Consider the following 24,269-nt stretch of genomic DNA (forward strand, 5'->3'; position numbering starts at 1 on the left):
GTGCGAGCTTGTTCGGGGCGGCCCGGCGCTGCGCTCATGCGGCACCTCCACCATCGGTCGGCGCCGCGGCGCGCGCCGCCGCCACGGCCTGCTGCTCGGGGCTCAGCCGCGGCCAAGTCCGGCTGCGCGCGAGCAGCGCGCCGTCGAAGCGGCTGTCGCCGCTGAGCGCGACGCGCGTGAGGTCGGCGCCGAAGAGGTTGGCGCGCCGGAAGTCGGTGCCGATCAAATCGGCATGGCTGAACACCGCATCCTGGAAGTTCGCACCCGCGAGCCGCGCGCGGCTGCAGCGCGCCTTGCGCAGCAGCGCGCCCTTGACCGACGCGAGGCGCAGGTCGGCGTCGCGCAGGTCGGCCATGCCGAGGTTGGCGCCGTCGAGCAGCGCCTTGGGCGCGCGCAGGCCGATCGCGCTGCACTCGCCCAGGTTGGCGTTCGAGAGATCGGCGCCGCTCGCATCCACCCCGTCGAGCACGGTGTTCTTCGCGAACACCACACCCTTGGCACGCGCCGCGACCAGGCGCGCGCCCTGCAGCTGGCAGGTGATGAAGGCGGTCGACTGCAGGTTGGCGCCCGAGAGTTCCACGCCGCGCAGGTCGCATTCGACGAAGCTCGCGCCCGAGAGGTCGGCCTCGCGCAGATCCACGCCCCGCAGCGACAGCTTGTAGAAGACATTGCCGGCCAACCGCGCGCCGCTCCAGTCGGCCGGACCCCACCGGGTCTCGAGCAGGTTGGCGCCGGCGAGGTCGGCGCCGCGCATCTGGGTCTGCGCGAGCTCGGTGTGCATCAGCATCGTGCTGCCCAGGCGCGCGCGGTCGAACACCGCGCCGGCCAGTTGCGCGCGGCCGAGGTTGGCGCCGCAGAGGTTCGCCTCCACCGCGAGACACCCGCGCAGGTCGGCATGGGCCAGCACAGCGCCCGAGAAGTTGCAGCCCGAGACGTTGGCATTGCGCAGGTTCACGCTCTCGAGCCAGGCGCCCGAGAAGTCGACACCATGCAGGTCGAGCCCCGACAGGTCGACGCCCGTGAGGTCGATCCACGGCAGGGTGCGGTGGCCCTTCTCGACCAGCCGCTGCACCTCGGCGCGGCGCTGCGCGCCCTCCTCGCCCGCGAGCGCGAAGGCCGGGGGCTGCATGTGGGCGCCCTGCAGGTAGCCCTGCCGCTCGGCCTGCTCGCGGGCGCGCAGCCTGTCGAGCAGCTGCGGCTCGGGCATCGGCAGCCGGCCGAACGCCTCCTTGAGCTCGGCCAGGTGCCGCTCGGCGCCGAAGAGGGGCGGCCCGCGATGGGCCAGCTGCGCCAGGCGCTGGCGCTGCGCGTCGTCCATCGCGAGCAGCTTCTCGACCTGCGTGAGCAGGTCCTCGGCGACCGCGATCTGCTGCGCCTCGGCCAGCTTCTGCTTGTCCTTGATGTAGGCCGGCAGTTCGGCCATGGTGGGCGGCTTCTCGCGCACCGGCGGCTTCAGCCCCATCGCATCGGGGTCCTTGCCCATCGCGACGGCCTTCTCGCGCGCGAGCGCCACGTCGATCTCGGCGCGGCGCATCTGCGCGTCGCCGCGCAGGCCGTCCATCTTGTAGACCTCGGTGGCGCGCTCGAAGTCGGGATCGGTGGTGTCCTGCCCCTCGGGCAGCAGCTCGCCGTCGTCGAGGCTGTCGATGCCGCCGTGCACCGGATCGAGCCGGCGCGCCAGCACGTCGGCGTAATGGGCGTCCTCGCGCGGCTCGCCCTGCCGCTCGACCGCGGCCATGAGGTGCGCGATGTCGCTGCCGTCGTTCTCCGCCACCTCGGCCAGGCCGTGCCAGATCAGCAGCATGCGCTCCACCTGGGGAAGAACCAGACGGTGGTCAGCCGCATCGGCACTTCCTTGAGCTTGAAGGCCTCGCCGCCCGCCGCCGCCGTGCCGGGCAGGCGGTAGTCGGCGAACACGCGCAGCCGCAGGCCCGGCAGTTGACCCTGCAGCAGCGGCTTCTCGGGATGCAGGTTCTCGAGCGCGAAGGGCTCGTCGCCGCGCAGCGGCGCGGCCAGCCACTGGTCGCGCGGCGCCATGTTGAAGTGCCGCCAGTCGACGTCGGGCGGAAAGCCCGGCGCATGGTTCTGCAGGTAGGCCTCGTCGTCAGGTGCCGCGCAGCGCGGCGCGCTGCGGATGCAGCACGTCGAGCGCGCCGAAGCCGGCCGGGCGCACCACGTCGCCGGGCGCGGTGATGCGCGAATCGGGCAGCTCCAGCGGCGGCAGCCACTGCACGCCGTCCACCGGCGCGGCGCCCATGCCCTGCGGGTTCTCGTCGTGGCCGGCGCCGCCGTAGGCCTGGCTCCAGTCGAGCGGCACGGGCCGGTAGTCGGGCGACTGCACCACGCGCGCGCCGTCCCAGTAGCGCGGCGCGAAGGCCAGCACCGACTTGCTCGCGCCGCCCAGGCGCACCCGGGCCACGGCGCCGCGCGCACCGGGCTCGCTGGTGTGCACGCGGCCCACCACCAGGTACTCGGGCGTGAGCTTGGCCACGCCTTCGTCGACCAGCGGCACCGCCATCAGGCGGGAGACGGTGTTCCACATCGACTGCTCGCGCAGCAGTCCGCCATCGGCGGGCGACATCGGCAGGAACAGCATGCCGCTCAGGCACAGCCCGGCCTTGGACCGGTACTCGATCGGCCGGAAGCTCAGGGCGACGACATGGGGCTTCAGTATGTGCATCGGTATCGCGCGGTGGTCGGCGCCTGGCGTTGCGCGTTCATTCCGCGGGCGTGGGCGGCACCGGCAGGTCGCGGCTCGCGGCCGGGCCCGGCGCGGAATTGGGCATCGGCGTCGGTCCGAGGCCGTGCGTGGCGGAGTCGGCCTCGACCGCGTTGCCGGGGCTGGAGAGCGGGTTCTGGTCGTCGGTGTAGTTCCCGGACCTGTCGGCGGGCGCCGAATGCAGACGCACGGAATCGAGCAAGCCGCTCGCGCGCCGCGCCGCGGCGATCTCCGCGGCGGCCTGCAGCCGCGCCGCCATGCCGGCCAGCCCAAGGTTCTTGGCCTCTTCCTGGGCCTCCTTCAGCGCGGCCGCGGCATCGTCGTACTGCTTGTTGGTCGCCTGGATGTCGGTGATGGCGGCCCACAGCGAGAAGCCGACGGCATCGATGGCCGCGCCGATCGAGGCGCCCATCGCGAAGGCGCCGCCGCCGCCGCCCGCGCCGCCGCCGGGCATGATCACCTTGGCCTGGCGCTGCTCGACGTCCACCGGCGAGATGCTCAGGTCCACACCCGCGAAGCCGAGCTTGAGCGCGGCCGCCGTCTCCATCTGCAGCGCGAGGCAAGACGCCATGCTCAGGCCCACCATGGTGTCGATCGACATGCCCATGAAGGTCGAGCGGGCCATGCCCATGTTGGCCTCGGTGTTCACCCCGATGTAGCCGCTGGAGTTGGCGCCCAGCACCGTGGTGTTCGATCCGTTCGAGGTGGCGTTGATGTTGCCGACCGCGAACATCTCGATGTTCGAGTTCGACACCGCCTTGATCGCGTTGGCGTAGATCTTGTGCGCGCCGGCCGCCGAGTCGATGCGGTCGGCGTTGGTGCTCATCTTCATCTCGGCGGTGGAGCCCAGCGCCACGTTCGCGCCCGAGGTCAGCGTGACCGCGCCCACCGAGTTGATCTTCATCGAGGCCGAGGTCTGCGAGAACGCACCCACCGTGGTCAGCGTGTAGGTGTTGTTCGTGTGCGAGGTCACCGGCCCGTTGACCACGGTGTCCTGCTTGCCCTTGGTGCCGATGCTCTGGTTGCCCAGCGTGGTGGTGAAGGTGTCGGCGTCGAACTTGTTGGTCTGGTTCAGGACCACGTGGTTCATCTGCGTCTTGAGCACCGTGTGCTCTTCCTTGCCCTTCACCGTGATGGTCCGGTGGCGGTCGACCGTCAGCGACTGGTCGTTCATGACGTGGGTGGTGTCGTCGTTCTCCACCGTCGTCGTCATGTTCCGCTCGGCATGGATGTTGACCAGCTCGCCCCCCCTTCTTGTCCTCGAACATGATCTCGTTGTAGTTCGAGGGCCCGCCACCGGGCGTGGAGCGGGTCTTGAAGCCGCTCTGCGTGGCCGACTTGTAGGGGATCGGCTGGTCGTCGTTGTAGACGCGGCCGGTGACGATCGGCCGGTCGGGATCGCCGTTCATGAACTCGACGATCACCTCCTGGTTGATGCGCGGCGCGAAGTAGCCGCCCCACCCCTTGCCGGCCCAGGGCTGCGAGACGCGGATCCAGCAGGTCGAGCGGTCGTCGCGGAAGTCGTTGCGGTCCCAGTGGAAGTGCACCTTGACGCGGCCCATGGGGTCGACGTCGTGCTCCTTGCCCTTGCCGCCCACGACGATGGCGCTCTGCGGGCCCGGCATGGTCACGCGCGGCGTGAGCCGCGGCGGACGGAAGATGTGATCGGCGGGCAGCGCGGTGATCAGGAAGGCGCTGGTGCCGCGCACGCCCTCGCGCAAGGTCGGCGTGGTGTCGATCAGCTCGAGCAGGGCATCGGTGCAGCCGGCGTTGACCGCGTCGTCGCGCAGCGCCTCGCGCAGCAGCTCCGCGGTCGGCCGCGGCGCGACGAAGGTGCCCATGCCCTCGTAGCCCGGATGGGTGGCGACGAAGACGCAGCCGCCGATCAGGTAGTCGCCGTCGCGCGTGCCGTCTGGGTCGCCCTTGAAGGTGAAGGTGTGGCCCACCGCCACGTCGGGCCAGCGCGTGACGGCCCAGTGCAGCGTCTGGCGCGCCGGCAGCTCGCCCGCGCGGATCTCGAGCACGACGTCGGACTGCTCGCTCGTGAAATAGCCGCCCGGGTACTCGAACACCTCGAGGTCCGCCAGCTCGTGCGCGGGCACCATCTCGCCGTGCGTGCTCAGCAGGGTGTTGATCGCCTTGTAGTTCACGTCGCGCGACTCGTACTTGCCCGAGCGCAGCTGGCGGCCGCTGATCCAGCGCTCGATCTCGTTGTAGCGCGCCTCGCTCGCACCGTCGCCGGCGTAGTTCAGCACGCCCTTGGCCGGCAGCGGCCCGTGCGCCATGCCGGTGGAATCGGCCAGGTGCATCATGCCGGGCGAGTCGAAGGAATCGAACCAGTAGTACACGCCCTCGTCCTCGAGGATGCGCGACAGGAAGTTGTAGTCGCTCTCCTGGAACTGCACGCAGTAGCGGCGCGGCTCGTGCACGCCGATCACGCCCGCGGGCTCGGTCTTCGCATGGGCCTTGATGGGGCTGTCGGTCAGCACGGCATCGAGCACGTCGAGCACCGGCTTCTCCTGCAGGATGCGCGAGTTGACGCGCTTGGTCAGCAGCCCGAACCACGAACGCAGGCTGATGCGGTATTCGAAGAAGCGCCCCACCTGCCCGCCGCGCACCACGCGCACCGCGTGGCCGCGCGCATGCCGCTCGTGCTTCTGGTCGTCGGCATCGACGAAGCCGATCACCACGTCGAAGGCATGGCCGAGGATCTGGCGCGGATCGATGGTGCGGTCCTGCGAGAGCACGGTGAGCTCGTAGGACGACGGGCGCGACAGCCCCTCGTGCCCCACGATGCGCCAGAACTTCAGGTCCTGGTTGACGGGGGATTCGCTGTCGATGCGGAACTCGTGCTCGGCCATCTTGCTGTCTTTCTGGTTGGGAGCGCCTCAGCGTGCCGGCCGCGGCGCCAGGTCAATCGAAGGCGTAGGTGAAGTCGGCGTCCTTGACGTCGAGCGCGACGCGGCGGATCTCGCCGCCGGCGGCCAGGCGCTGCAGGTACTCGACCGAGATCGTCGGCAGCACGGTGTTGGTCAGGATGGCGTCGATCACGCGGCCGCCCGACTCCGGGTCCTGGCAGCGCGCGACCACCTGGTCGACCACCGCGTCGCTGTATTCGAAGGGCACGCCGTGGTTGGTCTCGACGCGCTTCTTGATGCGGCCCAGCTGCAGCCGCACGATCTTCTTCATCATCTCGGGCGACAGCGGGTAGTAGGGAATGGTGACGATGCGGCCCAGCAGCGCGGGCGGGAACACCTTCATCAGCGGCGCCTTCAGCGCATCGGCCAGCGCGTTCGGGTCGGGCAGCAGCTCGGGGTCGCGGCACATGCTCATGACGAGCTCGCTGCCGGCGTTGGTGGTCAGCAGGATGATCGTGTTCTTGAAGTCGATCATGCGGCCCTCGCCATCCTCCATCCAGCCCTTGTCGAAGACCTGGAAGAAGATCTCGTGCACGTCGGGGTGCGCCTTCTCCACTTCGTCGAGCAGCACCACGCTGTAGGGCCGGCGGCGCACGGCCTCGGTCAGGATGCCGCCCTCGCCGTAGCCCACGTAGCCCGGAGGCGCGCCCTTGAGTGTGGAGACGGTGTGCGCCTCCTGAAACTCGCTCATGTTGATGGTGATGATGTTCTGCTCGCCGCCGTACAGCGCCTCGGCCAGCGCGAGTGCGGTCTCGGTCTTGCCGACGCCCGAGGTGCCGCACAGCATGAACACGCCGATGGGTTTTTGCGGGTTGTCCAGCCGCGCGCGCGAGGTCTGGATGCGGCGCGCGATCATCTCGAGGCCGTGCTTCTGGCCGATCACGCGCTGGTTCAGCGTGTCGGCGAGCTTGAGCACCGCCTCGACCTCGTTCTTGACCATGCGCCCGACCGGAATGCCGGTCCAGTCGGCGACCACCGAGGCCACGGCCTGTTCGTCGACCGAGGGCAGGATCAGCGGCGACTCGCCCTGCACCGCGTGGATCTTCGCCTGCAGCTCGTGCAGTTCGGCGAGCAGCGCGGCGCGGTCGGGGGATGCGCCCTCATCCGTTCGGGCTGAGCTTGTCGAAGCCGGGACCGGCACTTCGACAGGCTCAGTGCGAACGGTTGGGGATGCATTCGCGGCGGCGTCCTGTGGCGCATCCACCGGCTTGTTCCCCGTGCGCAGCTTCGCGCGCAGTTCGAGCAGCCGGTCGACCAGGCCCTTCTCTTCCTGCCAGCGCGCGTTCAGCACCTCGAGCTGGGCCTTCGATCGGCCAGCAGCGCCGACACCTGCGCGGCGCGCTTGGTGACGTCGATGCCGATCGCCTCCTCGCGGCCGATGATCTCCTGCTCGACCGTCAGGCCCTCGATGCGGCGCATGCAGTCCTCGACCTCGGGCGGCGTCGCATGCTGGCTCACGGCCACGCGCGCGCAGGCGGTGTCGAGCAGGCTCACGGCCTTGTCGGGCAGCTGGCGCGCGGGAATGTAGCGGTGCGACAGCTTCACGGCGGCCTCGATGGCCTCGTCGAGCAGCTGCACGCGGTGGTGCTTCTCGAGCACGCTGGCCACGCCGCGCAGCATCAGGATGGCCTTGGTCTCGTCGGGCTCGGGCACCTGCACGACCTGGAAGCGCCGGGTCAGCGCCGGGTCCTTCTCGATGTACTTCTTGTACTCGGCCCAGGTGGTGGCGCCGATGGTGCGCAGATTGCCGCGCGCCAGCGCGGGCTTGAGCAGGTTGGCGGCGTCGCCGGTGCCGGCCGCGCCGCCCGCGCCCACCAGGGTGTGGATCTCGTCGATGAACAGGATGATCGGCGTGGGCGAGCTCTGCACCTCGTCGATCACCTGGCGCAGCCGCTGCTCGAACTCGCCCTTCATGCTCGCGCCGGCCTGCAAGAGGCCGATGTCGAGCGTCAGCAGCTTCACGTCCTTGAGCTGCGGCGGCACGTCGCCGCGCGCCAGGCGCTGCGCGAAGCCCTCGACCACGGCGGTCTTGCCGACGCCGGCCTCGCCGGTCAAGAGCGGGTTGTTCTGGCGCCGGCGCATCAGGATGTCGACGATCTGGCGGATCTCCTCGTCGCGGCCCGTCACCGGGTCCATCTCGCCCTTCTTGGCCTTCTCGGTCAGGTCGACCGCGAACTTCTTGAGCGCATCGCCCTTGCCCATGGCGGCCGGCGCCATCGCGCCCGCTTCCTCGCCCGGCGCGCCGCTGCCCATGCCGGTGCCGTCCTGCGCGCGCATCTGGGCCTCGGGCGAGGCATCGCAGATCTTCACGAAGTTCTCGGCCAGATCCTCGACCTTGACCTTCTCGAACTGCTTCGACAGGCCGAACAGCGGGTTGCGCAGGCTCTGCGTCTTGAGCATGCCCACCAGCAGGTAGCCGGTGCGCACCTGCGCCTCGCCGAACTGCAGGGTGGCGTAGGTCCAGGCGCGCTCGATCGCGTTCTCGATGTGCGGCGAGAAGTCGCTGATGGCGGTGGCGCCGCGCGGCAGGCGGTCGAGCGCGGCCGTCATGTCCTTGGCGATCACCGAGACGTCGAGGCCGTAGTGCTGGATCACGCGGTGCAGGTCGGAGTCCTGCGCCTGCAGCAGCTGCGCGAACCAGTGCTCGAGCTCGACGTACGGGTTGCCGCGCATCTTGCAGAAGACGGTCGCGCCTTCGATGGCCTTGTAGGCCAGCGAATTGAGTTTCCCGAACAGGGCGGTGCGGCTGATTTCACTCATGGAGGACTCCGTATCTCTTCAAGACGAACGAAAGGGGTTTCATTGAAAGGCCGGCGCGCGCGGATGCGCCTCGCCACCGGGACGGCTCGCGATGCGCACGTCGCTCGCGTCGCGCGAACGCGGGCGCTCGCCGAGCCACGAGATCCAGCCCAGCCGCGGCGCGTTGCCGCGCTGCTGGCCGAGCCGGGTGGGCGGTACCTGTTCCTTGCGCAGCACCAGTTCGGCATCCCACTCGAGCTCGCCGCCCAGCAGCTGCAGCATCCAGCGCTGCAGCACCGGCTGCGCGTCGCCGATCGGCAGGAACATGCGGTAGCGCGCGAGGTCGAGCGGCCCGACGTGCAGGCGCACGCGGTGCTGGCGGTCCCAGGCGCGGGTGCCGAGCATCGCGCCCATGCCCATGGCGCGCGAGCTCTCGCCGCGGCCCAGCCGCGTGAGTTCGGCATCGGGCAGGCTCATCCAGTGGCCGACCCAGCGCTCGAGCTTCATCGGCACGCCGAAGTAGCTGCACAGCACCGACTCCACGCCCTCGGCGCTGTGCACGCGGCGCGCGAGCCAGCCCGAGAAGTGCAGCCGCGCGTCGTCGTGGATCTCGTCGCGCCCGATGCGCCCCGGCGTGCCGATGCCCACCAGCGCGCCGATCTGCAGCCGGAAGCGGTCCTCGCCCGGCCGGTCGAGCGCGACCGCGGGCCGGGCCTGCGCCCAGGCGCGGTAGAAGTGCAGCGAGAAGCGGTGCAGGAAGCTGTCGAGGAAGGCGAGCCAGGTCGGGTCGCCGTGGTTCAGGCTGCGCTCGCGGATGAAATCGCTCAGATGCACCGGCAGCGGCCCGTTGGGACCGATGTAGGCGAAGAAGTGCTGGCGCAGCCGCGGCGGCGAATGTGCGCCGGCCGGCTCGAAGCGGCTGAAGGCGGCGGGCGCGAACGACAGCGAGGGCTCCTGGCCCACGCGCACCGGCTCGGCGCTCGGCAGCAGCGCGCGGCCCCAGCGCGGCGTGGTCGCGGCGGCCGATTCGAGCCGGCGCAGCACCGCGAAGTAGTCGTAGGCCCAGGGCTGGTGGGACCACTGGCGCAGCGCGGCATCGACGCGCCCCGCCACCGTTCCCTCGGGTGCGACCGGCGCCAAGGGCACCGCGGGCGCGGCTAGAGGATCTGGCGCATTCCGCACAGCGGCCTCCAGCGCATGTTCTCGCCCTTGCCCGCGACGCGCACCACGGTCTCGACGAAATGGTTGACCTCGACGTGGCGCGCCAGGTAGCGCGCGAGCACGGCACCGAACAGGAACACGCTGTGGCCGTGGAAGGCGTCCTTGTCGACCTCGAGCGTGACCTCCAGGCCGCGCCCGAAGGCGATCGGCCCCTTCATCGGCAGGCGGCGCGCCACCGCCTTGCTGCTGACCGACAGCAGCCCGCGCACCTGGCCCTGGCGCATCTCGTCGGCATGCGAGGCATAGAGCATCAGCGTCTCGCGCAGCGCGGCCGCGCCCTGCTGCGGCGAGCTGTTGGAGATCGACAGGTAGTTGAGCGCGAGGTGGTCGAGCACGCGCCAGCCCAGCCCCTGGCTCACCACCGGCGACACCGGCCGCGAGGGCCCGCGCACCATGCGCACGCGCTGCGCGGGGAAGGAGTCGACGCAGTCGAAGTCGTTGTCGCGGCCCATCGGCAGCAAGAGCGGCAGGTCGCGGTTGGTGCACAGCGCCGACACCGCGAGCTGGCGCAGGCTGGCCGCGTACGGCGCCTGCTGCGGATCGACGATCTGCATGTAGACCTCGGAGCCGATGTGGCTGCTGCGGTTGCCCTCGGTGCGCTGGCGCACCGACAGCATGCGCGGCTCGCGCGTGGTCGTGTAGTAGGCCGGATGGCTGTGGCGCGTGCCGTGGAAGGCCGAATAGAAGGGCCGGAACAGCTGCTCGACCGCGGCCGCCGAGCCCGAGTCCGCGCCCGGCGCGCCATGGCCGACGACCTCGGTCACGGTGTGGACCTCGAAGTCCTGCGGCCGCGTGCGGTCGGGCACCAGGTGGAACTGGCTCACGCCCTCGCTGAGCGGCACGCGGTCGAGCCGCTTGTTGAACAGGTTGACGATCGGCACGCAATGCAGCTGCACGTTCTCGGCCGTCACCAGCTTCTCGAGCGCCGCGTCGCCGCGCGAGAACAGCAGCACGATCTCGATCTGCGTCACCGGCATCGAGGGCAGCACCGACTGCAGGCCCGCGATCTTGAGGAACTGGAAGCGCTGCGGGAACGCGAAGTACTCCTGCAGCAGCCGGAAGCCCGAGAAGCCGGTGGCCGTGACCGGCAGCAGCGCCTCGTCGTCCTCGAAGCCGACCAGGCCGATGGCGCTCGGCGGCAGGCTGCGCGCCTCGCCCTGCAGGGCGCCGCCGGCACCCAGCGGCCGCACCATCACGCCGATGGGCTGGCCCAGCGCGCATTCGTGCAGCTGCCAGGCCACGTCGTCGGCGCCGCCCAGGTGCAGCACCAGGTCGTCGAGCGCGATCTGGCTGAAGTTCAGGTCGGCGGTGGTGCGCAGCACCATGCGCAGGCCGCCGCGGATGGCGCGCGACTGCGGGTGCGTGGCCAGCGGCAGGTCGGGCGCGTAGCTGAAGTACTGGGCGCGCAGCAGCTCGAGCGGCCACAGCCGCATCGCGCTCGCGGTGCGGAACTCGCAGTAGGTGCTCTGACCCACCGCATGGCGCGCGCGCAGGCCGGCGCCGCGCGGCAGGGTCGGGCCCGCTGCGAGGTTGGCGTCGTCGGGGTCGTGCGCCATGCTGACCACCGCCATCGCGGGCGTGGGCGCGAGGAAGTGCGGATAGACGATGTCGAGCAGGTGGCCGGTGAAGCGCGGGTACTCGGCATCGAGCTTGAGGTTGACGCGCGCCGACAGGAAGGCGGTGGCCTCGATCAGGCGCTCGACGTAGGGATCGGCGACTTCCTGGCCCTCGATGCCCAGGCGGTTGGCGATCTTCGGGAAGGCGCGCGCGAACTCGGCCGAGCTCTCGCGGAAGTAGCGCAGTTCCTGCTCGTACAGGCTCAGCAGTCGGGGATCCATCGCGGCGCTACCTTCGGGTCATGGCTTCTGGGTCGCGTCCTCGATCTCGATGCGTCCTTCTTCCAGGTCGACCCGGCTGCGCATGAGGAACTCCAGCGGCACGGGCTGCGCCCACAGCATGCCGCGGATCTGCAGGCCGACGCAGTTGTGCGAGTCCAGGGCGGAGCCTTCCATGACGAGTTCCACTTCGAGAGTGCGTGAGAGGATGCGAGGCTCGAACTGCAGGATCGCGTTCTTCAGAGCCTGTTCCATGCTGACACGCTGTATCGACGAGGTGAACTGGCCAGACAGCATAGGCAATCCGTAGTTGATGACGGAGCGCGCGGCGTTCGGGTACTGGCGGTCGTCCATGCCGAGGCCGTAGCTGGTGGCGTTGAAGAGCCAGCTCAGGTCGCGCAGCACGGCCGCGCGCAGCGCCTGCTTGGTGAGCGTGCGCTTGTCGTCGCCCTCGCGCTGCTCGTCGGGCGCGCTGTCGACGAGCCGGTCCAGCAGCGAGGGCTGCAGCCGCTCCTGCGCGGTGAGGTCAACCACCCGCGCCGCCTTCTTCGCTGCCTGCTCCGCCGCTCTCTTCTTCCTGCGCGACGGTGTCGAACACGATCTCGCGCACGTCCATCAGCGCGTACTCGCCGGCGTCGGTGCCGAACACGCGCTGGCCATGGCCGGCCCAGACCTCGGGCCGCAGCTCGCGCCACTCGGTGCGGCGCGCGAGCAGCAGCTGGCCGTCGGTGCAGCCCTCGGTGCCCTCGTAGCGCGTGGGGATCAGCGCCAGCGTCTCGCCGCCGTTCTCGAAGTCGAGGTGCGCGGGCATCCACACGCAGTCGCGCAGGTCCTCGGGCGGCTCGATCTTCACGCGCGCGAGCCGCGCGTAGGGGATCCAGTAGTACTTGCCGTTGACGAAGGCCTCGAGCACCGGGCCCAGCCGCATGTCGGCGTCGGACAGCCATTCGAAGGGCACGCCGTCGATGCTGCCGGCGATGGCCGGCGCGGCCTCGAAGGCGCGCTGGCGCAGGTCTTCGGCCAGCTCGGCCTCACCGCGTCCCTGCCGCAGCAGCGACTCGATGAGCAGCGCCAGCCATTCGTCGGGCTGGCCGAAGATCATGGGCGTGCGCGTGCCGGCGAACACTTCGGCGCGCAGGCCTTCGCAGCGCACGGCCTCGCCGTACACCTGCTTCATCGGCACGGCGAGCGCATCGAGCTCGGCCGCGACCGTCAGCTGGTTGAGCGCGCGCTCCCACTGGCCCAGCACGCACAGCAACTGCGCCATGAAGACGCGCGGCTTGCTGTCGGCGGGCTTGGCGCGCACGTCGTCGCTCAGCGCCTTGAGGGCGGACACCGGATCTGCGGCCTTGAGGAATTCGGCGGCGGTGGTCATGGCTGGCTCCGTTTCACTGGGTGGCGGCGATGACCGCGGTGCGCACGGCGCCGCGGATGCCCGAGGCGAGCTGCGGCGCGGTCTTGACCTGCACGTTGCGGCTCTCGAACACGGTCACCTCGCGCGGCTGGCGCGGCTTGCCGCCGGTCACGATGGCCTGGCTCACGACGCGCGCGCCGGTCAGGATGACCTCGAAGAAGGGCTGCGACGGCAGGTGGTCGCCGCTGGCGCGGTAGACGAAGATCGAGACCTCGAGGTTGGCCTCCTGGCTGAACAGCAGGCTCGCGATCGAGGCGGTGGCGGCATCGACCTCGCGCACGATGACGAAGGGATGCACGCGCACCGAGCCCTTGGTCGAGCCGGGCGGCGACACCACCTCCATCTGGTGGCAGTAGCCGCCGATGTCGATGAACTCGATGCCGCGTTCCGATTCGCCCTTGACCTTGGTGCCGCGGTTGTCGATCGACATCAGGAAGTCGTTGGCCGGTTCGCCGGCCATCAGGTCGAGCAGGCGCAGCAGCTCGTCGGGATCGAGGGCGCCTTCTGCAGAAAAGCTCATTGCAATCTCCTTGAAAAAATCATCGGGACGCGGCGTCCGCGCTACCCCAGGACAACATCGCCGCATAGAGGCGGCGCCGCGGCGGCTCCACCTGGCCGCGCACGCGCAGGTCGGCCAGCACTGGCTCGACGGCGGCGCCGAACAGCCGCGGCCCGCTCTGCGGCGCGGCCGGCGTGGCCAGCACGAACAGGCGCGCGCCCTCGGCCGAGAGCCAGGGCAGCTCGAAGCGCTTGGCGGCCGGCGCCTCGCGCGTGCCGCGCTCGAAGCGGTTGCTCTCGCCGGGGTCGGACGGGTACTCGGCGCGCGGTCGGCCCTGCGCATCGATGCCCGCGACCACCATGTCGACCGAATGGCCGCTGGTGTTGCGCACGTTGAGCGCCGCGCGCTCGCCGTCGCGCAGCGGCAGCAGCTTCGCCCCGCCGGTGCGCAGCGGCCCGCTGCGCGCGAGCCGGTCGCCGTTCCAGACCTCGAGCACGGCCTCGAAGCCGTCGATCGGCGCCTGCGTGCCCTCGCCGAGCGCGCAGAGCTGGCGCCACCACTTGAGCCGCGCCAGCGTCTCGAGCCGGCGCCGCACCGCGGCCCTGTCGCCCAGGCGTTCGCCGACGCCGCCGGCACCGAGCGCCGGCGACAGCCATTCGAGGCGCTGGCCGGCCGCGCCGAGGTCGCTCCAGCGCAGGTCGGCCGGCGCGCCCGCGCCCACCGCCACCACCGAGGCCGGGTAGTCGAGGCCGATGCCGGGCGGCAGCGGGCCGTCGCTGCGCACGCGCAGCGCGGTCGCGGGCGGCGCGGCCAGCGGCGAGGCGCTCCACAGCACCGCGCCGGGCAGCTCGCGCAGCGCGGCGGGCACCGCGAGGCTCGCGCCGTCGAGGTCGACCTGCGAGGCGCGCGCCTGCACGCTGCGCACTGTGCCGTCCTCGAGCGTGGCGTTGACGCGCAGTTCCTGCTGCGGCTGCAGGCCATCGGCCAGGCCGGCCTGCAGCACCAGGCTGTCGCCGCTGCGCTGCGCGCGCCACACCGGCAGGGTGGAGACGGCGCCGGCGCTGTTGGCGAACAGCGGCGCGTCGAGGTTGCCCTCGGCCACCGGCGAGGGCAGCTCGCGGGTCGGGAAGCGCTGCGCCAGTTCGTCGATCACCGGCGGATAGAGCGCGAGCACGCCGTCGAACAGCTCGCGCCAGGTGGCGGGCCGGCGTTCGAGCGCGCCGGCCACGGCCCAGGTCAGCAGGCCCTGCGGCCGCGCGTTGCGGCCCTGGCGCGGCAGCCGCAGCTCGGGCGTGATCTGGTGGCTCTCGGAAGCGAAGAAGGCGACGTAGCGCGCGCGCGCCACGCGCTCGGCCACGGGCGGCGCGGCCGGTGCGGCGAGCGGCACGGCCGCCGGCACGGCGCGCAGCTGGCCCGCGCGCAGGCCGCGCCAGCGCACCTCGTCGTCGGCCGGGCCTTCGGCGACGGCGGGCACGGCGGCAGCGGCATTGCGCGTCATCGAGGTGGCGGCGCAGGTGTCGAACACCGACCAGACGAACACGCCGCGCGCGAGGAAGGCCTGCACCCAGCCGTCGAAGTCGACGTCGCGCACGCCGCCCGCGAGCGCGCTGTCGACGCCGACGGCACCGCGCACGTCGCGCGCCAAGAAGTTCTCGGCCAGGCCATCGGGCTCCTGGTAGCGCTTGGTGGCATCGCGCCAGCGCGTGCCGTGGCCCGAGAAATAGAGCAGCACGAAGTCGCCACTGCGCGACTGCGCGAGCAGCCGCGACAGCGCGTCATGGATGGCCTGCGACTCGGGCAGCGCGGCGCCGCTCACGCCGTCGGCCAGCGTGGTGATGTCGCCCGCGCCGAAGCCCTGCCGGAGCAGGGCGTCGCGCATCAGCGCCACGTCGTTGCGCGGCGCCTGCAGCCACAGCGACTGCGGCTGGTTGACGAGTTCGGACACGCCCACCAGCAGCGCGCGCTGGGTGGCGAAGGCGCGCGGGGCGAGGCAGGCGAGCGCGAGCAGCAGGAGCCAGGAGAACCAGGGCAGGGATTGGCATTGCCGCGCCACTGTCGAGCGCCGCGTGCCCCCACCCCAGCCCTCCCCCAGCGGGGGAGGGAGCCGGGCCGGCGGCCGCGCGCCATGGCTCATGGCCGCTCCGACGCCCGTCCGGCCGCTTCGACCAGCGGCGACGCGGCCAGCACCTGCAGGCTCTTCTCCACGTCGGGCACGCGCAGCCGCCACACGCCGTTGCTGCCGGGACCGCCGACCACGTCGGCCGAGATCGTCTGCAGCAGGCGGTCGGCCTCGTCCACGCGCACGCCGTCCTTCCAGCGCACCGTGAGGTCGGCCACCGCCGCGGCCGGTGCCGTGGGCACGGCGCGAAAGCGCACCTCGTCCTGCGCCTCGTGGCCGCCGAACAGGCCGACGTTCTGCACCACCACGCACAGGGCCAGCACCGCGAACGCGGGCCGCATCCAGCCGTCGGCGCCGAGCCAGCGCCGCACGCTGCCCGCACCAGCCGCCTTCGGGGCCGGGCTGGGGCCGCGCGCGCGGCGCCGCGGCCGGGCCGGGCGCGTTGGCGCGCGGCCGGCAGCCAGGCCGCGCCGAGCTGCGCGGCGGCGTCGCGGTAGAGCGACTGGTATTCGGCGCGCGGATCCTTCGGGCCCAGCGGCGTGCCCGACAGCACCGCGAACACGCCGCCCACGGTGCGCAGCGCGATGCGGCCGGGCTCGGGCGCGATGGCCGGCGCCGCCTGCGCGGCCCACTCGTCGTGCACCGCGCGGATGGCGGCGAGCCGGGTCGCGGAGACCTCGCCGAGCACGCGCGCGGCCAGCTGCGGGCTGGGCTCGAGCGTCAGCACGTTCCAGGCCTGGATCAGGCCGAAGGCCGGTTCGAAGGGTTCGTCGTCGGGCTCGAGCAGCACGTCGAAGGCGCCGGCCCAGTCGGCCTCGCCGGCCGCCATCCAGCCCTGCCAGAGCTCGCCGTGGATGCAGCGGTCGAGCAGCACGCCGAGCAGCCGGCCCTCGTGCACCACGCTGACCAGCCGGCCCGGCGCCCAGCGCGCGCCGAAGCTGCGCTGCGCCACGGCCTCGCGGCGGCGCGCGAGCTCGGCCAGCGGCAGCAGCAGGTCGACCGGCGGCGCTGCGGCCGTTTCGGGCACCGCGACGCGCGCGCCGGGCATGGCGACGGTCGCGAGCCCGGGCGTCTCGGGCGCGAACGCCGCGGCGGCACCGGGTCCGGTTTCGAAGGCGCTGCGGATCGCGCTGAGCGGTGGCCAGAGGTGGGTGGTCATGGCGTCTGTTCCTGAATGGCTATGTCTTCAGGCATAAGACGCTTCAGCGCCGAGGATTTTGAAAACCTGCAGGATCGCCGCCATGTTGTCCGCCTCGATGGCGATGCCCAGCGTGCCCTGGATCCAGCCGCCGAGCCGGGTCTTGGCGTAGTCGGCGGTCAGGCCCTCGCGCTTGTGCACCAGGCCGAGCCGGCCCGCGCGGTAGTGGTAGGAGGCGATGGCATGGCGCGAGGCGATGCCCGACAGGCCGCCCTCGGCCTCCTTGCCAAAGCCCTCGCACAGCAGGATGCGCTCGGGCTCGGGCAGCTCGGCGATGAAGGCGCGCGCCGCCTGCTGCACCGCGAGGCTGCTGAGGCCGTGCTCGGCCAGGCAGCCCTCGAGGTCCTCGTCGGCGCCCAGTTCGTCCTCGAGCTGGGCCTCGGTGATCTGGTCGCCGATCGACAGCTTGCGCTTGAAGGCGGCCGAGCGCGTGCAGTCGATCAGGTAGCGGCGGAAGTACGCGCACAGCGCGAAGGCGGTCGAGGGCGCGCTGTGGCCCGCGCGCTCCTCGGCCTCGTCGGGATCGGCATCGAGCCGCAGCACCTTGACGTAGAATGAACTGCGCCACCAGCTCCTGGCGCCCTTCGCCGAGCACCTGCAGCTCGGGCGGATTGCAGGCCACCAGCGCATCGCCCACGATGCGGTACATGCGGCCCATGTCGTTCGACGTCAGCGTCTGGCGCCGACGCCACAGGCGCACGAGTTCTCCGCTTTCCTCGGACGACAGCGTTTCCTGCATGGATTCAACGGCCGGAGCCGGGCCTCGTGGCGGCATTCACGCTGTCGTCTCCTCAGTCGTCCTCGCAGACGCCCTCGGTCGGCACCAGGCATTGCGCGAGGCCGGCGCCCACCGGTCCGCCGCGCGTGCGGATCGCCGAGGACACGGCGGCGCTCGCCACGGCCAGGCCGCGCGGCAGCAATATCCAGAGCTGGCCGCGTTCCTTCATGCGGCGCGCGTTGGTCGCGGCCTGCTGGCCGTTGCCGAAGAAATAGTCGGCCCGCACCGCGCCGCGGATCGCGCCGCCGGTGTCCTGGGCGATGGTCAGGCGCTGCATCGGCGCGCCGCTGCCGGGCGTGCGCGTCGAGACGAACACCGGATAGCCGAGCGGCGTGCTGCGCGGGTCGACCGCGATCGAGCGGCCGGCCGACAGCGGCACGCCGAAGGCGCCCACCGGGCCGCCGGGCGTGGCCGCCTCCTTGAAGAACACGTAGCTCGGGTCCTTGATGCCGGTGCCGGCCACCGGGCCGGCCGCGCGCCGTCCGGGCACCACCACCGCGCCGCTCGCGGCGGGCCGCGCCAGCGTGAAGCCGCGCGTGCGGATGGTGGTCGAGACGTTGCCCGAATCGTCGTCGTCGCCGTCGTCGAGGTCGAGCTCGATCGACGAGCCGCGCACCTTGACCGGGCTGCGCGGCTTGCCGTTGGCGGCCTGCGCCAGCGTGGGCCGGAACGGCTGACCGTTCTGCTCGGCGTAGGCGACGCGGATCATCTCGCCGCTGGCCAGGCGGATGCGGCCCGAGCCCTGGATCTGCATCTCGTAGAGCGCGGTGGCGCTCGAGACGAAGGCCAGCACCTTGGCGTTCGGCGCGCCCTTGGTCTCGATCTCCTCGCGCGTGTAGTACGGCAAGAGCTGCTTGCCCTCGATGCGCAGGCGCACCTTGCGGTCGAGCGTGTCGCGCACGATGCCCGAGAGGTCGAGCGCGTAGAGGCCCGGCGCGCCCATGTCGCGCGTGCTCAGGCCGGTCTGCACCACCACGTTGCGGCCCTGCACGCGCGCGGCCACGGTGCCGTCGCCCGCGGGCAGCTTGCGCGCGTCGGCGAACAGCATGTCCTCGGGCTGGCCGTACACCGGGTAGATGAAGGGCGGCGCATAGCTGCGGCTGCCCTGGATCTCGGGCTCGAAGTAGCCGGTGACCACGCCGTCGGGGCGGCGGTCGTCGTCGCGGATCTGGTAGACGGAGAACTCGGTCTCGAAGAAGTTGCGGATCGAGGGATTGCTCTTGCCGTCGACCTTGACCGCGCGGTCGCAGACCGACTTCCATTCGGTGCCGCGGCCGTTGAGCACCTTGCAGCTGCCGAGGAAGGCGGGCCAGCTCTCGGCGAAGTCGTCGCGGGTCCAGCCCGGCACCGCGTCGAAGCCGACCGCAGTGTAGGTCGCGAGCTGGGTCGAGAAGGTGCGTGCCTGCCCGGCCACGCTGCCGCTCGAGGGCGGGCGCGGCGCCGGCGCCGGCGCGGGCGCGGGTGCCGCGGCGGCCGTGTCGGTGCTGGGGGCGGGGGTCGGGGCGGCGGCGGGCGGCGGCACGGCGCAGCCCGCGAGGAAGGCGCAGGCGGCGGTCGCGGCGGTCGCGGCAGCCACGGCGGCCCGGTGCAGGGCCGGCGCGGGCGTCGGCGCGAGGGCCGGCAGGTGCTTGTTCATGGTGAAGATCTCCTTCGTGGAAAGGTGGCCCGTCGGGTCACGCTCTACAGACGATTACTTCTCGACGATTTTGAAATTGGCGACGCCATAGACGTCGTCGCAGGGGGTGCCGGGCACGCACACCGGCTTGCCGAGCAGCGGCGAGGGCCCGCTGCCACGGGTGGCTTCGAGGGCCGCGAGCACCGGCAGCGGGAACTGCGGGAACACGCCCTCGTTCTGCACGCCCGAGGCGCTGAAGTCGCGCTCGTGCTCGCTGACGAGCACCGCGAACTGGTTGGTCCCGGCGGGCCCACCGGCCTCCATCGGCCACGAGGCACGCGGCAGCGCGAGGGGGCTGCCGGCGGTGATCTTGTTGTATTTGTCGAGCAGGTTCGGGAACAGCAGGAACATCTCGCCGCCGCTGGACAGCAGGAACACGTAGACGAAGCCGTCGCGCTTGCTGCGCACCTCGAAGGCCAGCTTGTCCTTGCCGATCGTCACCTCGGGCTTCTTCGCCGAGGCCGTGACATCGAAGCCGGCCGCGGCACCGCCGGCCAGCGACTGCAGCGATTCGAGCGCCGTGCGCGGTGCCGGCGGCGGCGCGGGCGGCGGCGGTGGCGGGGGCGGCGGTGTCTGCGCGACCTGCTGCGTGTCGCCGCCCGATGGCGGCGGCGCGCTCGCGGTCGTCGGCGACGTGTCGCCGGTGCCGCGCCCCTGGAACCACCACCAGCCGCCACCGGCCGCGGCCGCGAGCAGCGCCACCGAGACCAGCGCCACGGCCGTCTTGTTGCCGCCCGCTCCCCCACCGGCCGACGGTGCCGGCGCGGGCGGCAGCACCACCGTCTTGCCGCCTCCGCCGCTGCGGCTGTTCGGACCCGGTGCCGCCGAGGTGCCGCGCGCATGCTGCGAGGGATGCGCGGGCGGCGCGATGCTCTGGCTGGTCTCGAGCCCGAGCGCCGCGCGCAGCTCGGCCATCGATTGCGGCCGCGCCTCGGGCCGCACGCCGAGCCCGGCGTCGATCGCCGCGAGCAGCTGCGGGCTGTAGCGCTGGCGCAGGATCTCGTTGCCCGCGAGCGGCACGTAGCTGTCGGACAGGAGGCGCGCCACCGACGGCGGCGGCGCGCGGCCGCACACGGCCACGTGCATCACGGCCGCGAGCGCGTAGACGCTCGGTCCACGCGCCCTGCGACATGTCGGGCATCTCGGCGTACTGCTCGATCGGCGCGTAGCCCGGCTTGAGGATCACCGTGATCGCCTGCGTCTTGTCGGTGATCACGCGCCGTGCCGCGCCGAAGTCGAGCACCACCGGCCGGCCCGAACCTTCGAGCAGGATGATGTTGTCGGGCGCGATGTCGCGGTGGTAGCAGTTGGCGCCGTGCATCACGCCGAGCGCCTGCGTGACGCCGTCCATGATGCGGATGAGCCAGGCCTCGTCGACGCCCGCGGGGATCGACACCAGCGCCTGGCGCAGGGTGTCGCCGCGGTAGAAGGGCATCACCATGTAGGTGGTGCCGCGCTCCTGCCAGAAGCGGTAGACCTTGAGCAGCGAGGGGTGGTCGAACTGGGCGAGCAGGCGGGCTTCGTTGATGAAGCTGCGCATGCCGAGGTCGAAGGTTTCGCGGTGGCGTTCGGACAGGGGGACGACGCTGCCGTCGTTCTGGCGGGTGGAGAGGGACGAAGGGAGGTATTCCTTGATCGCGACGATGCGTTCGAGGGTGTGGTCCCAGGCTTCGTAGACGACGCCGAAACCGCCCTGGCCGATGACCCGGGTGATCTCGAATTCTGCGAGGCGGCTGCCTACGGGGAGGAGGCCGGCTTCGTGGGGTGTTCCTTGGGATGGGCCCGTGGCTGGGTTTGTCGGGGGGTTCGGGGGGCGAACAGCGGGCTGTTGGTGCGCGTGGGTTGGCCGGACGTGATGACCGTGGCGCTGTCGTCCAGGGGTGTGGTTCGGGGGACGACTCGGTGCGGTCGTCGCTGCCTTCTGGTTTGGTTTCTTCGGTCATCGGGTCCTCCGGGCCTCTGCGGGGCTTGCTCCTGGCGGGAGGCTGTCGGCCGGGTCCCGCCCCGGCGGGCGGCTCACTTTCTTTGTCTCGCCAAAGAAAGTAAGCAAAGAAAGGCGACCCCACTGTCTGCGACCCCTTCGCTGCGCTACGGGGCAACCTGCGGTGCTCGCGTTTCGCGGGGTCTCGCAGAACTCGCTTCGCTCAAACAGCTGCGAGCCCTTATCCGCGAAACGCTGCGCTCCTCGGCGCAGCCAGAGGGGGGCGCTCGGGCCTTTGCTTCGCTCGGCCTTGCAATGCCGCTCGGGCCATCGCTTCGCTCGGCTTCTTGTTCCCCTCTCCCTCTGGGAGAGGGTTAGGGCGAGGGCACCGGGCCTCACCAAGGGTCTGACGGTATCCACCGCCCAGTGCCCTCACCCCAGCCCTCTCCCAGAGGGAGAGGGAGCAATACCGCCGAGCGTAGCGAAGGCCCGTTGGGTATGTGAGGCCGAGCGAAGCAAAGGCCCAACGCCCCCCTCTGGCTGTGCCGAGGAGCGCAGGCGTAGGCGGATAAGGGCCGCAGCTGTCTGAGCGGAACGAAGTGCAGCGAGTTCTGCGCACCCCCGCCGTAGCCGAGCACCGCAGGTTGCCCGCAGCGAAGCGGAGGGACACAGACAGTGGGGTCGCCTTTTCTTTGGTTACTTTCTTTTGGCGAAGCAAAAGAAAGTGACTCGCCCGCCGGGGCGAATTCCGGCCGACACCCTCAAAAAAACAATCAGAGGAAGACAAAGCTCACTCCCCTCCCCCAAGAAACAGCGCCTCGAACTGCAAATCCATTGGCAGCCCAACGCAAAACCATCCGCAGCCCGCTTTCAACAGAAGGATCCCCAATCCACAAAGAGGCCCCTTCCAAAGGCAAAGCCAACGCACCTTCAGAAGACGAAGCCTCAGACCCAGCAGCACCACCAAACAACCGAGCCAAAGCAGCATCAAACCGCGCCGCATCCAGATCCAGCTCCAACCCTTCCAAAGCAGCCTGAGTAGCCACCCCCCACCACCGCAAGGCAGCCACCAACGCAGCCCCCTCGAGCCCGAGAGAGCAGCGGGTCTTCCAACTCCACAGCCACGGTGAACGGAAAGTACCGCCCCACCCCATCGACCGAAGGCATCGACACCCCGATCCACCCCCGCTCCCCGCCACCCGAGGCCCCAGCACGAAGCACCACACCGGCGCCTCGAGGTAATGCGAAGTCCAGTCCGCATGCCGATCCCGCAGCCGAGCGAGCCCCTGCTGCAGCCACGCATCCCACACCCCCGAAACGATTCGGGCAGCCGGCGATGCGCGAAGTCCCCCATCCCCGGCAACTCGCCGAACCATCCCGGCAATTGCGTGGAAGCGAACAACGGGGACGAGGCGAGGTTCACAAGCCCTCCGGGCACGAGAACTCGCGCAGTTCCTTCAACCGGATCGGGTGCTGCACGCTGTTGGTCGTCACCTCGAAGCGGGTGCGCCGGTTGCCGACCTGGAAGGTGATGAAGAACTTCTCGGGCGCGTCGCCGGCCTCGAGCTGGCCGTCGTCGAGCGTGCGGAACAGCGCCCACGGCCCATCGACCGCCGAACCCGAGCTGCCCGTGGCCGAGGGCGGGCTCACCTGCACGCGCACCTGATTGCTGCCCTTCGGGCCGGGCCACTGCACCGCCATCGGCACCACGGGGCCGTGCGCGTACTTCACGAGCTGGCCGTCGACGTCGAGGATGAACTGCGTGATGCTCGCGTCCATCTCCACCGGCTTGAAGTCGAGCCGCATCGACGGACCGCGCCCGCCGCCGCGGAAGAAAATCTCCTTGATGCGCGCAGCGCGCTCGAACTGCGCCAGCGCCTGCGTGGTGATGGCGCCGCGCTCGGCCACGGGCTTGTAGCGCCACGGCCGCGTGCTGGTGTCGACCAGCGCGGCCAGCCGCTTCTGGAAGAAGTCGTCCATCAGGCCGCCGGCGCCGAACATCTGGCCGAAGTCCTCGGGCAGCACGTCGCGCTTGCTGTTCTGCACGAAGGGATAGCGGCCCGCGATGGCGCGCGCGCAGAACTCGGCCACGGGGCGCAGGTCCTGGCTCAGGTTGCCGCGCTCGGCCACCTGCGCCTGCGTGGCGCCGGTCTGGCTCAGGTTCTCGATCATGCTGCGCACCGGCTCGGGCAGGCGGCCGGCATCGGACTTGAGCTTGCCGGCCACGTCGCCGGGCGGCGGCGAGGTGCGGCCCTTGACCGCGGTGTCGACCGCGTTGAGGTAGACGTAGACCTCGTTGAACAGCTTGAGCGCGTTCGTCGATCGGCGCCGGCTGGTTCGGGCCGCCGGCGGTGACGAGACGGCGCAGCGACTCGAAGCGGTCGTCCACGATGCTCTCGATGCGCTTGCCCGGCGCCACCTGGCGGCCGGGGTCGCCGCCGAACAGGTCCTCCAGGCCCTTGCGCGTGTTGCGCACGGTCTCGGTGGCCTTGCTCACCACGTCCTTGTTGGCGTCGGCGGCGGGGATCAGCGTGGTCTGCTTGACCACGGCGCGCAGGAAGTTCGCGAGCGGCGAATCCACGCCCGAGAGGATGCGCGCGGCCTCGATGTTCTTGTCGAGGCCGGTGACGCGGATCAGCCGCACGTCGGCCAGAAGCGCTTCCCACTGCTTGACGTACTCGGCCAGGTAGAGCCGGCGCACGCGGTCGGTGAGCTCGCCGAGCGCGGCCACGTCGCGCAGCCGGTCGGCGGTGTTGCGGTCCTGGCCCAGCACCCACGGGTCCTCCTGCGCGAGCAGGCCGGTCAGCACCACCACCTCGTTCTGGAAGCGCTTGTGGTAGCCGTCGTAGGTGAACATGCCCGGCACGCCCTCGGTCAGCGGCTTGCCGCTGATGCGCTCGAACACCAGCGGGCCCGAGGGACCGGTGGCCTGCGCCACGCTGAAGGCCGGGATGTCGCGCGAGGCGCGCTGGCGCTTCAGGCGGCTGAACACGCGCTGCTCGAGCGGATAGCTCGCGAGCACGGCGCGCACGCTGCGCACCAGGTTCTCGTCCATCTTCAGCGGCGAGCGCGGCGGGCCCTGCGCGATCAGCACGTCGAGCTGGTCCTCGAGCTGCTTGCGCTGCTCCTCGGGAATGCCGCGGTCGAGGCTGCGCGACCAGTCGAGCGTGATCCAGGCCTTGAGCGCCTCGGGATCGAAATGCTCGGGGCTGGTAGAGCATCAGGTAGCTCTT

Annotated in this window: 17 protein-coding genes and 5 pseudogenes; 1 reads left to right on the top strand and 21 read right to left on the bottom strand. The window is 71.2% G+C overall.

What is annotated here, in order from left to right:
• Window positions 1-34: 34 nt before the first annotated feature.
• The 13 genes and pseudogenes from ACHMXE_RS39610 to ACHMXE_RS39670 all read right to left on the bottom strand — a co-directional run bounded on the left by ACHMXE_RS39610 (window position 35) and on the right by ACHMXE_RS39670 (window position 15,835).
• Window positions 35-1,804 carry a pentapeptide repeat-containing protein gene (locus ACHMXE_RS39610; RefSeq protein WP_395349066.1) on the bottom strand — a complete coding sequence of 590 codons (1,770 nt, stop codon included), beginning with the start codon at window positions 1,802-1,804 and terminating at the stop codon, window positions 35-37.
• Entirely contained in the window at window positions 1,795-2,202 is a 408-nt protein-coding gene (locus ACHMXE_RS39615) for a DUF2169 domain-containing protein (protein ID WP_395353002.1), read from the bottom strand. Before ACHMXE_RS39615 ends, ACHMXE_RS39610 begins: the two co-directional genes overlap by 10 nt.
• The gene (locus ACHMXE_RS39620) at window positions 2,105-2,680 is read right to left on the bottom strand and encodes a DUF2169 domain-containing protein (RefSeq protein ID WP_395349067.1); all 576 of its coding nucleotides are present in this window, start codon (window positions 2,678-2,680) and stop codon (window positions 2,105-2,107) included. Before ACHMXE_RS39620 ends, ACHMXE_RS39615 begins: the two co-directional genes overlap by 98 nt.
• A 37-nt stretch (window positions 2,681-2,717) precedes the next feature.
• Window positions 2,718-3,932: a bacteriophage T4 gp5 trimerisation domain-containing protein gene (locus ACHMXE_RS39625; protein ID WP_395349068.1), complete on the bottom strand. Its 1,215-nt coding sequence runs from the start codon at window positions 3,930-3,932 to the stop codon at window positions 2,718-2,720.
• A 91-nt stretch (window positions 3,933-4,023) separates the two neighbouring features.
• Window positions 4,024-5,580, bottom strand: a pseudogene (locus ACHMXE_RS39630) (type VI secretion system Vgr family protein); the annotation flags it as partial.
• A 52-nt stretch (window positions 5,581-5,632) separates the two neighbouring features.
• Window positions 5,633-8,397, bottom strand: a pseudogene (gene tssH, locus ACHMXE_RS39635) (type VI secretion system ATPase TssH).
• 39 nt (window positions 8,398-8,436) lie between these two features.
• A complete protein-coding gene (gene tssG, locus ACHMXE_RS39640; RefSeq protein ID WP_203204138.1) occupies window positions 8,437-9,522 on the bottom strand; it encodes a type VI secretion system baseplate subunit TssG in 1,086 nt (361 codons plus the stop codon).
• Window positions 9,523-9,533: 11 nt separating this feature from the next.
• A complete protein-coding gene (gene tssF / locus ACHMXE_RS39645; protein WP_395349069.1) occupies window positions 9,534-11,435 on the bottom strand; it encodes a type VI secretion system baseplate subunit TssF in 1,902 nt (633 codons plus the stop codon).
• An 18-nt stretch (window positions 11,436-11,453) separates the two neighbouring features.
• Window positions 11,454-11,966 (bottom strand): type VI secretion system baseplate subunit TssE, encoded by a 513-nt coding sequence (gene tssE, locus ACHMXE_RS39650; RefSeq protein WP_093350827.1) that lies wholly within the window; start codon window positions 11,964-11,966, stop codon window positions 11,454-11,456.
• Window positions 11,959-12,807 carry a type VI secretion system accessory protein TagJ gene (locus tag ACHMXE_RS39655; protein WP_395349070.1) on the bottom strand — a complete coding sequence of 283 codons (849 nt, stop codon included), beginning with the start codon at window positions 12,805-12,807 and terminating at the stop codon, window positions 11,959-11,961. Before ACHMXE_RS39655 ends, tssE begins: the two co-directional genes overlap by 8 nt.
• A gap of 13 nt (window positions 12,808-12,820) precedes the next feature.
• Entirely contained in the window at window positions 12,821-13,366 is a 546-nt protein-coding gene (locus ACHMXE_RS39660) for a type VI secretion system tube protein Hcp (protein WP_203204135.1), read from the bottom strand.
• A 19-nt stretch (window positions 13,367-13,385) separates the two neighbouring features.
• Window positions 13,386-15,479 (bottom strand): caspase family protein, encoded by a 2,094-nt coding sequence (locus tag ACHMXE_RS39665; protein ID WP_395349071.1) that lies wholly within the window; start codon window positions 15,477-15,479, stop codon window positions 13,386-13,388.
• On the bottom strand, window positions 15,476-15,835 hold the full coding sequence (locus tag ACHMXE_RS39670) for a hypothetical protein (RefSeq protein ID WP_395349072.1): 360 nt from the start codon (window positions 15,833-15,835) through the stop codon (window positions 15,476-15,478). The genes ACHMXE_RS39665 and ACHMXE_RS39670 overlap by 4 nt, the downstream gene beginning before the upstream one ends.
• 168 nt (window positions 15,836-16,003) lie before the next feature.
• Between ACHMXE_RS39670 and ACHMXE_RS39675 the strand changes: the two genes are divergently transcribed.
• Window positions 16,004-16,660 carry a hypothetical protein gene (locus ACHMXE_RS39675; RefSeq protein WP_395349073.1) on the top strand — a complete coding sequence of 219 codons (657 nt, stop codon included), beginning with the start codon at window positions 16,004-16,006 and terminating at the stop codon, window positions 16,658-16,660.
• Here ACHMXE_RS39675 and ACHMXE_RS39680 read toward each other — a convergent pair.
• From ACHMXE_RS39680 to ACHMXE_RS39715, 8 genes and pseudogenes are all read right to left on the bottom strand, one after another.
• On the bottom strand, window positions 16,651-17,292 hold the full coding sequence (locus ACHMXE_RS39680) for a hypothetical protein (RefSeq protein WP_395349074.1): 642 nt from the start codon (window positions 17,290-17,292) through the stop codon (window positions 16,651-16,653). The genes ACHMXE_RS39675 and ACHMXE_RS39680 overlap by 10 nt on opposite strands.
• 161 nt (window positions 17,293-17,453) lie before the next feature.
• Complete coding sequence (locus tag ACHMXE_RS39685; protein WP_395349075.1) at window positions 17,454-19,076, bottom strand: murein transglycosylase A; 1,623 nt, start codon at window positions 19,074-19,076, stop codon at window positions 17,454-17,456.
• 54 nt (window positions 19,077-19,130) lie between these two features.
• Window positions 19,131-20,201 carry a DUF4384 domain-containing protein gene (locus ACHMXE_RS39690; protein WP_395353004.1) on the bottom strand — a complete coding sequence of 357 codons (1,071 nt, stop codon included), beginning with the start codon at window positions 20,199-20,201 and terminating at the stop codon, window positions 19,131-19,133.
• Window positions 20,202-20,340: 139 nt separating this feature from the next.
• Window positions 20,341-20,829: pseudogene (locus tag ACHMXE_RS39695) on the bottom strand (serine/threonine protein kinase); the annotation flags it as partial.
• A gap of 980 nt (window positions 20,830-21,809) precedes the next feature.
• On the bottom strand, window positions 21,810-22,082 hold the full coding sequence (locus ACHMXE_RS39700; RefSeq protein ID WP_395353102.1) for a hypothetical protein: 273 nt from the start codon (window positions 22,080-22,082) through the stop codon (window positions 21,810-21,812).
• Window positions 22,024-22,412 (bottom strand): annotated as a pseudogene (gene tagF / locus ACHMXE_RS39705) (type VI secretion system-associated protein TagF). The gene ACHMXE_RS39700 and the pseudogene tagF overlap by 59 nt, the downstream one beginning before the upstream one ends.
• 43 nt (window positions 22,413-22,455) lie before the next feature.
• The gene (locus ACHMXE_RS39710; RefSeq protein ID WP_395349076.1) at window positions 22,456-23,262 is read right to left on the bottom strand and encodes a type VI secretion IcmF C-terminal domain-containing protein; all 807 of its coding nucleotides are present in this window, start codon (window positions 23,260-23,262) and stop codon (window positions 22,456-22,458) included.
• 364 nt (window positions 23,263-23,626) lie between these two features.
• Window positions 23,627-24,208: pseudogene (locus tag ACHMXE_RS39715) on the bottom strand (ImcF-related family protein); the annotation flags it as partial.
• Between the last annotated feature and the right edge of the window lie 61 nt (window positions 24,209-24,269).

The sequence above is a fragment of the Variovorax sp. UC122_21 genome, assembly GCF_044056785.1.
Classification (GTDB): Bacteria; Pseudomonadota; Gammaproteobacteria; order Burkholderiales; family Burkholderiaceae_C; genus Variovorax.

Coding starts and splice junctions, on each gene's coding strand:
- ACHMXE_RS39625 (WP_395349068.1), bottom strand. CDS start 3,932: ATGACGACGACGGTGGAGAACGACGACACCACCCACGTCATGAACGAC.
- ACHMXE_RS39665 (WP_395349071.1), bottom strand. CDS start 15,479: ATGAGCCATGGCGCGCGGCCGCCGGCCCGGCTCCCTCCCCCGCTGGGG.
- ACHMXE_RS39680 (WP_395349074.1), bottom strand. CDS start 17,292: ATGCGCTGGTGGCCTGCAATCCGCCCGAGCTGCAGGTGCTCGGCGAAG.
- ACHMXE_RS39660 (WP_203204135.1), bottom strand. CDS start 13,366: ATGAGCTTTTCTGCAGAAGGCGCCCTCGATCCCGACGAGCTGCTGCGC.
- tssF (WP_395349069.1), bottom strand. CDS start 11,435: ATGGATCCCCGACTGCTGAGCCTGTACGAGCAGGAACTGCGCTACTTC.
- ACHMXE_RS39690 (WP_395353004.1), bottom strand. CDS start 20,201: ATGCACGTGGCCGTGTGCGGCCGCGCGCCGCCGCCGTCGGTGGCGCGC.
- ACHMXE_RS39620 (WP_395349067.1), bottom strand. CDS start 2,680: ATGCACATACTGAAGCCCCATGTCGTCGCCCTGAGCTTCCGGCCGATC.
- ACHMXE_RS39610 (WP_395349066.1), bottom strand. CDS start 1,804: ATGCTGCTGATCTGGCACGGCCTGGCCGAGGTGGCGGAGAACGACGGC.
- ACHMXE_RS39685 (WP_395349075.1), bottom strand. CDS start 19,076: ATGAACAAGCACCTGCCGGCCCTCGCGCCGACGCCCGCGCCGGCCCTG.
- ACHMXE_RS39655 (WP_395349070.1), bottom strand. CDS start 12,807: ATGACCACCGCCGCCGAATTCCTCAAGGCCGCAGATCCGGTGTCCGCC.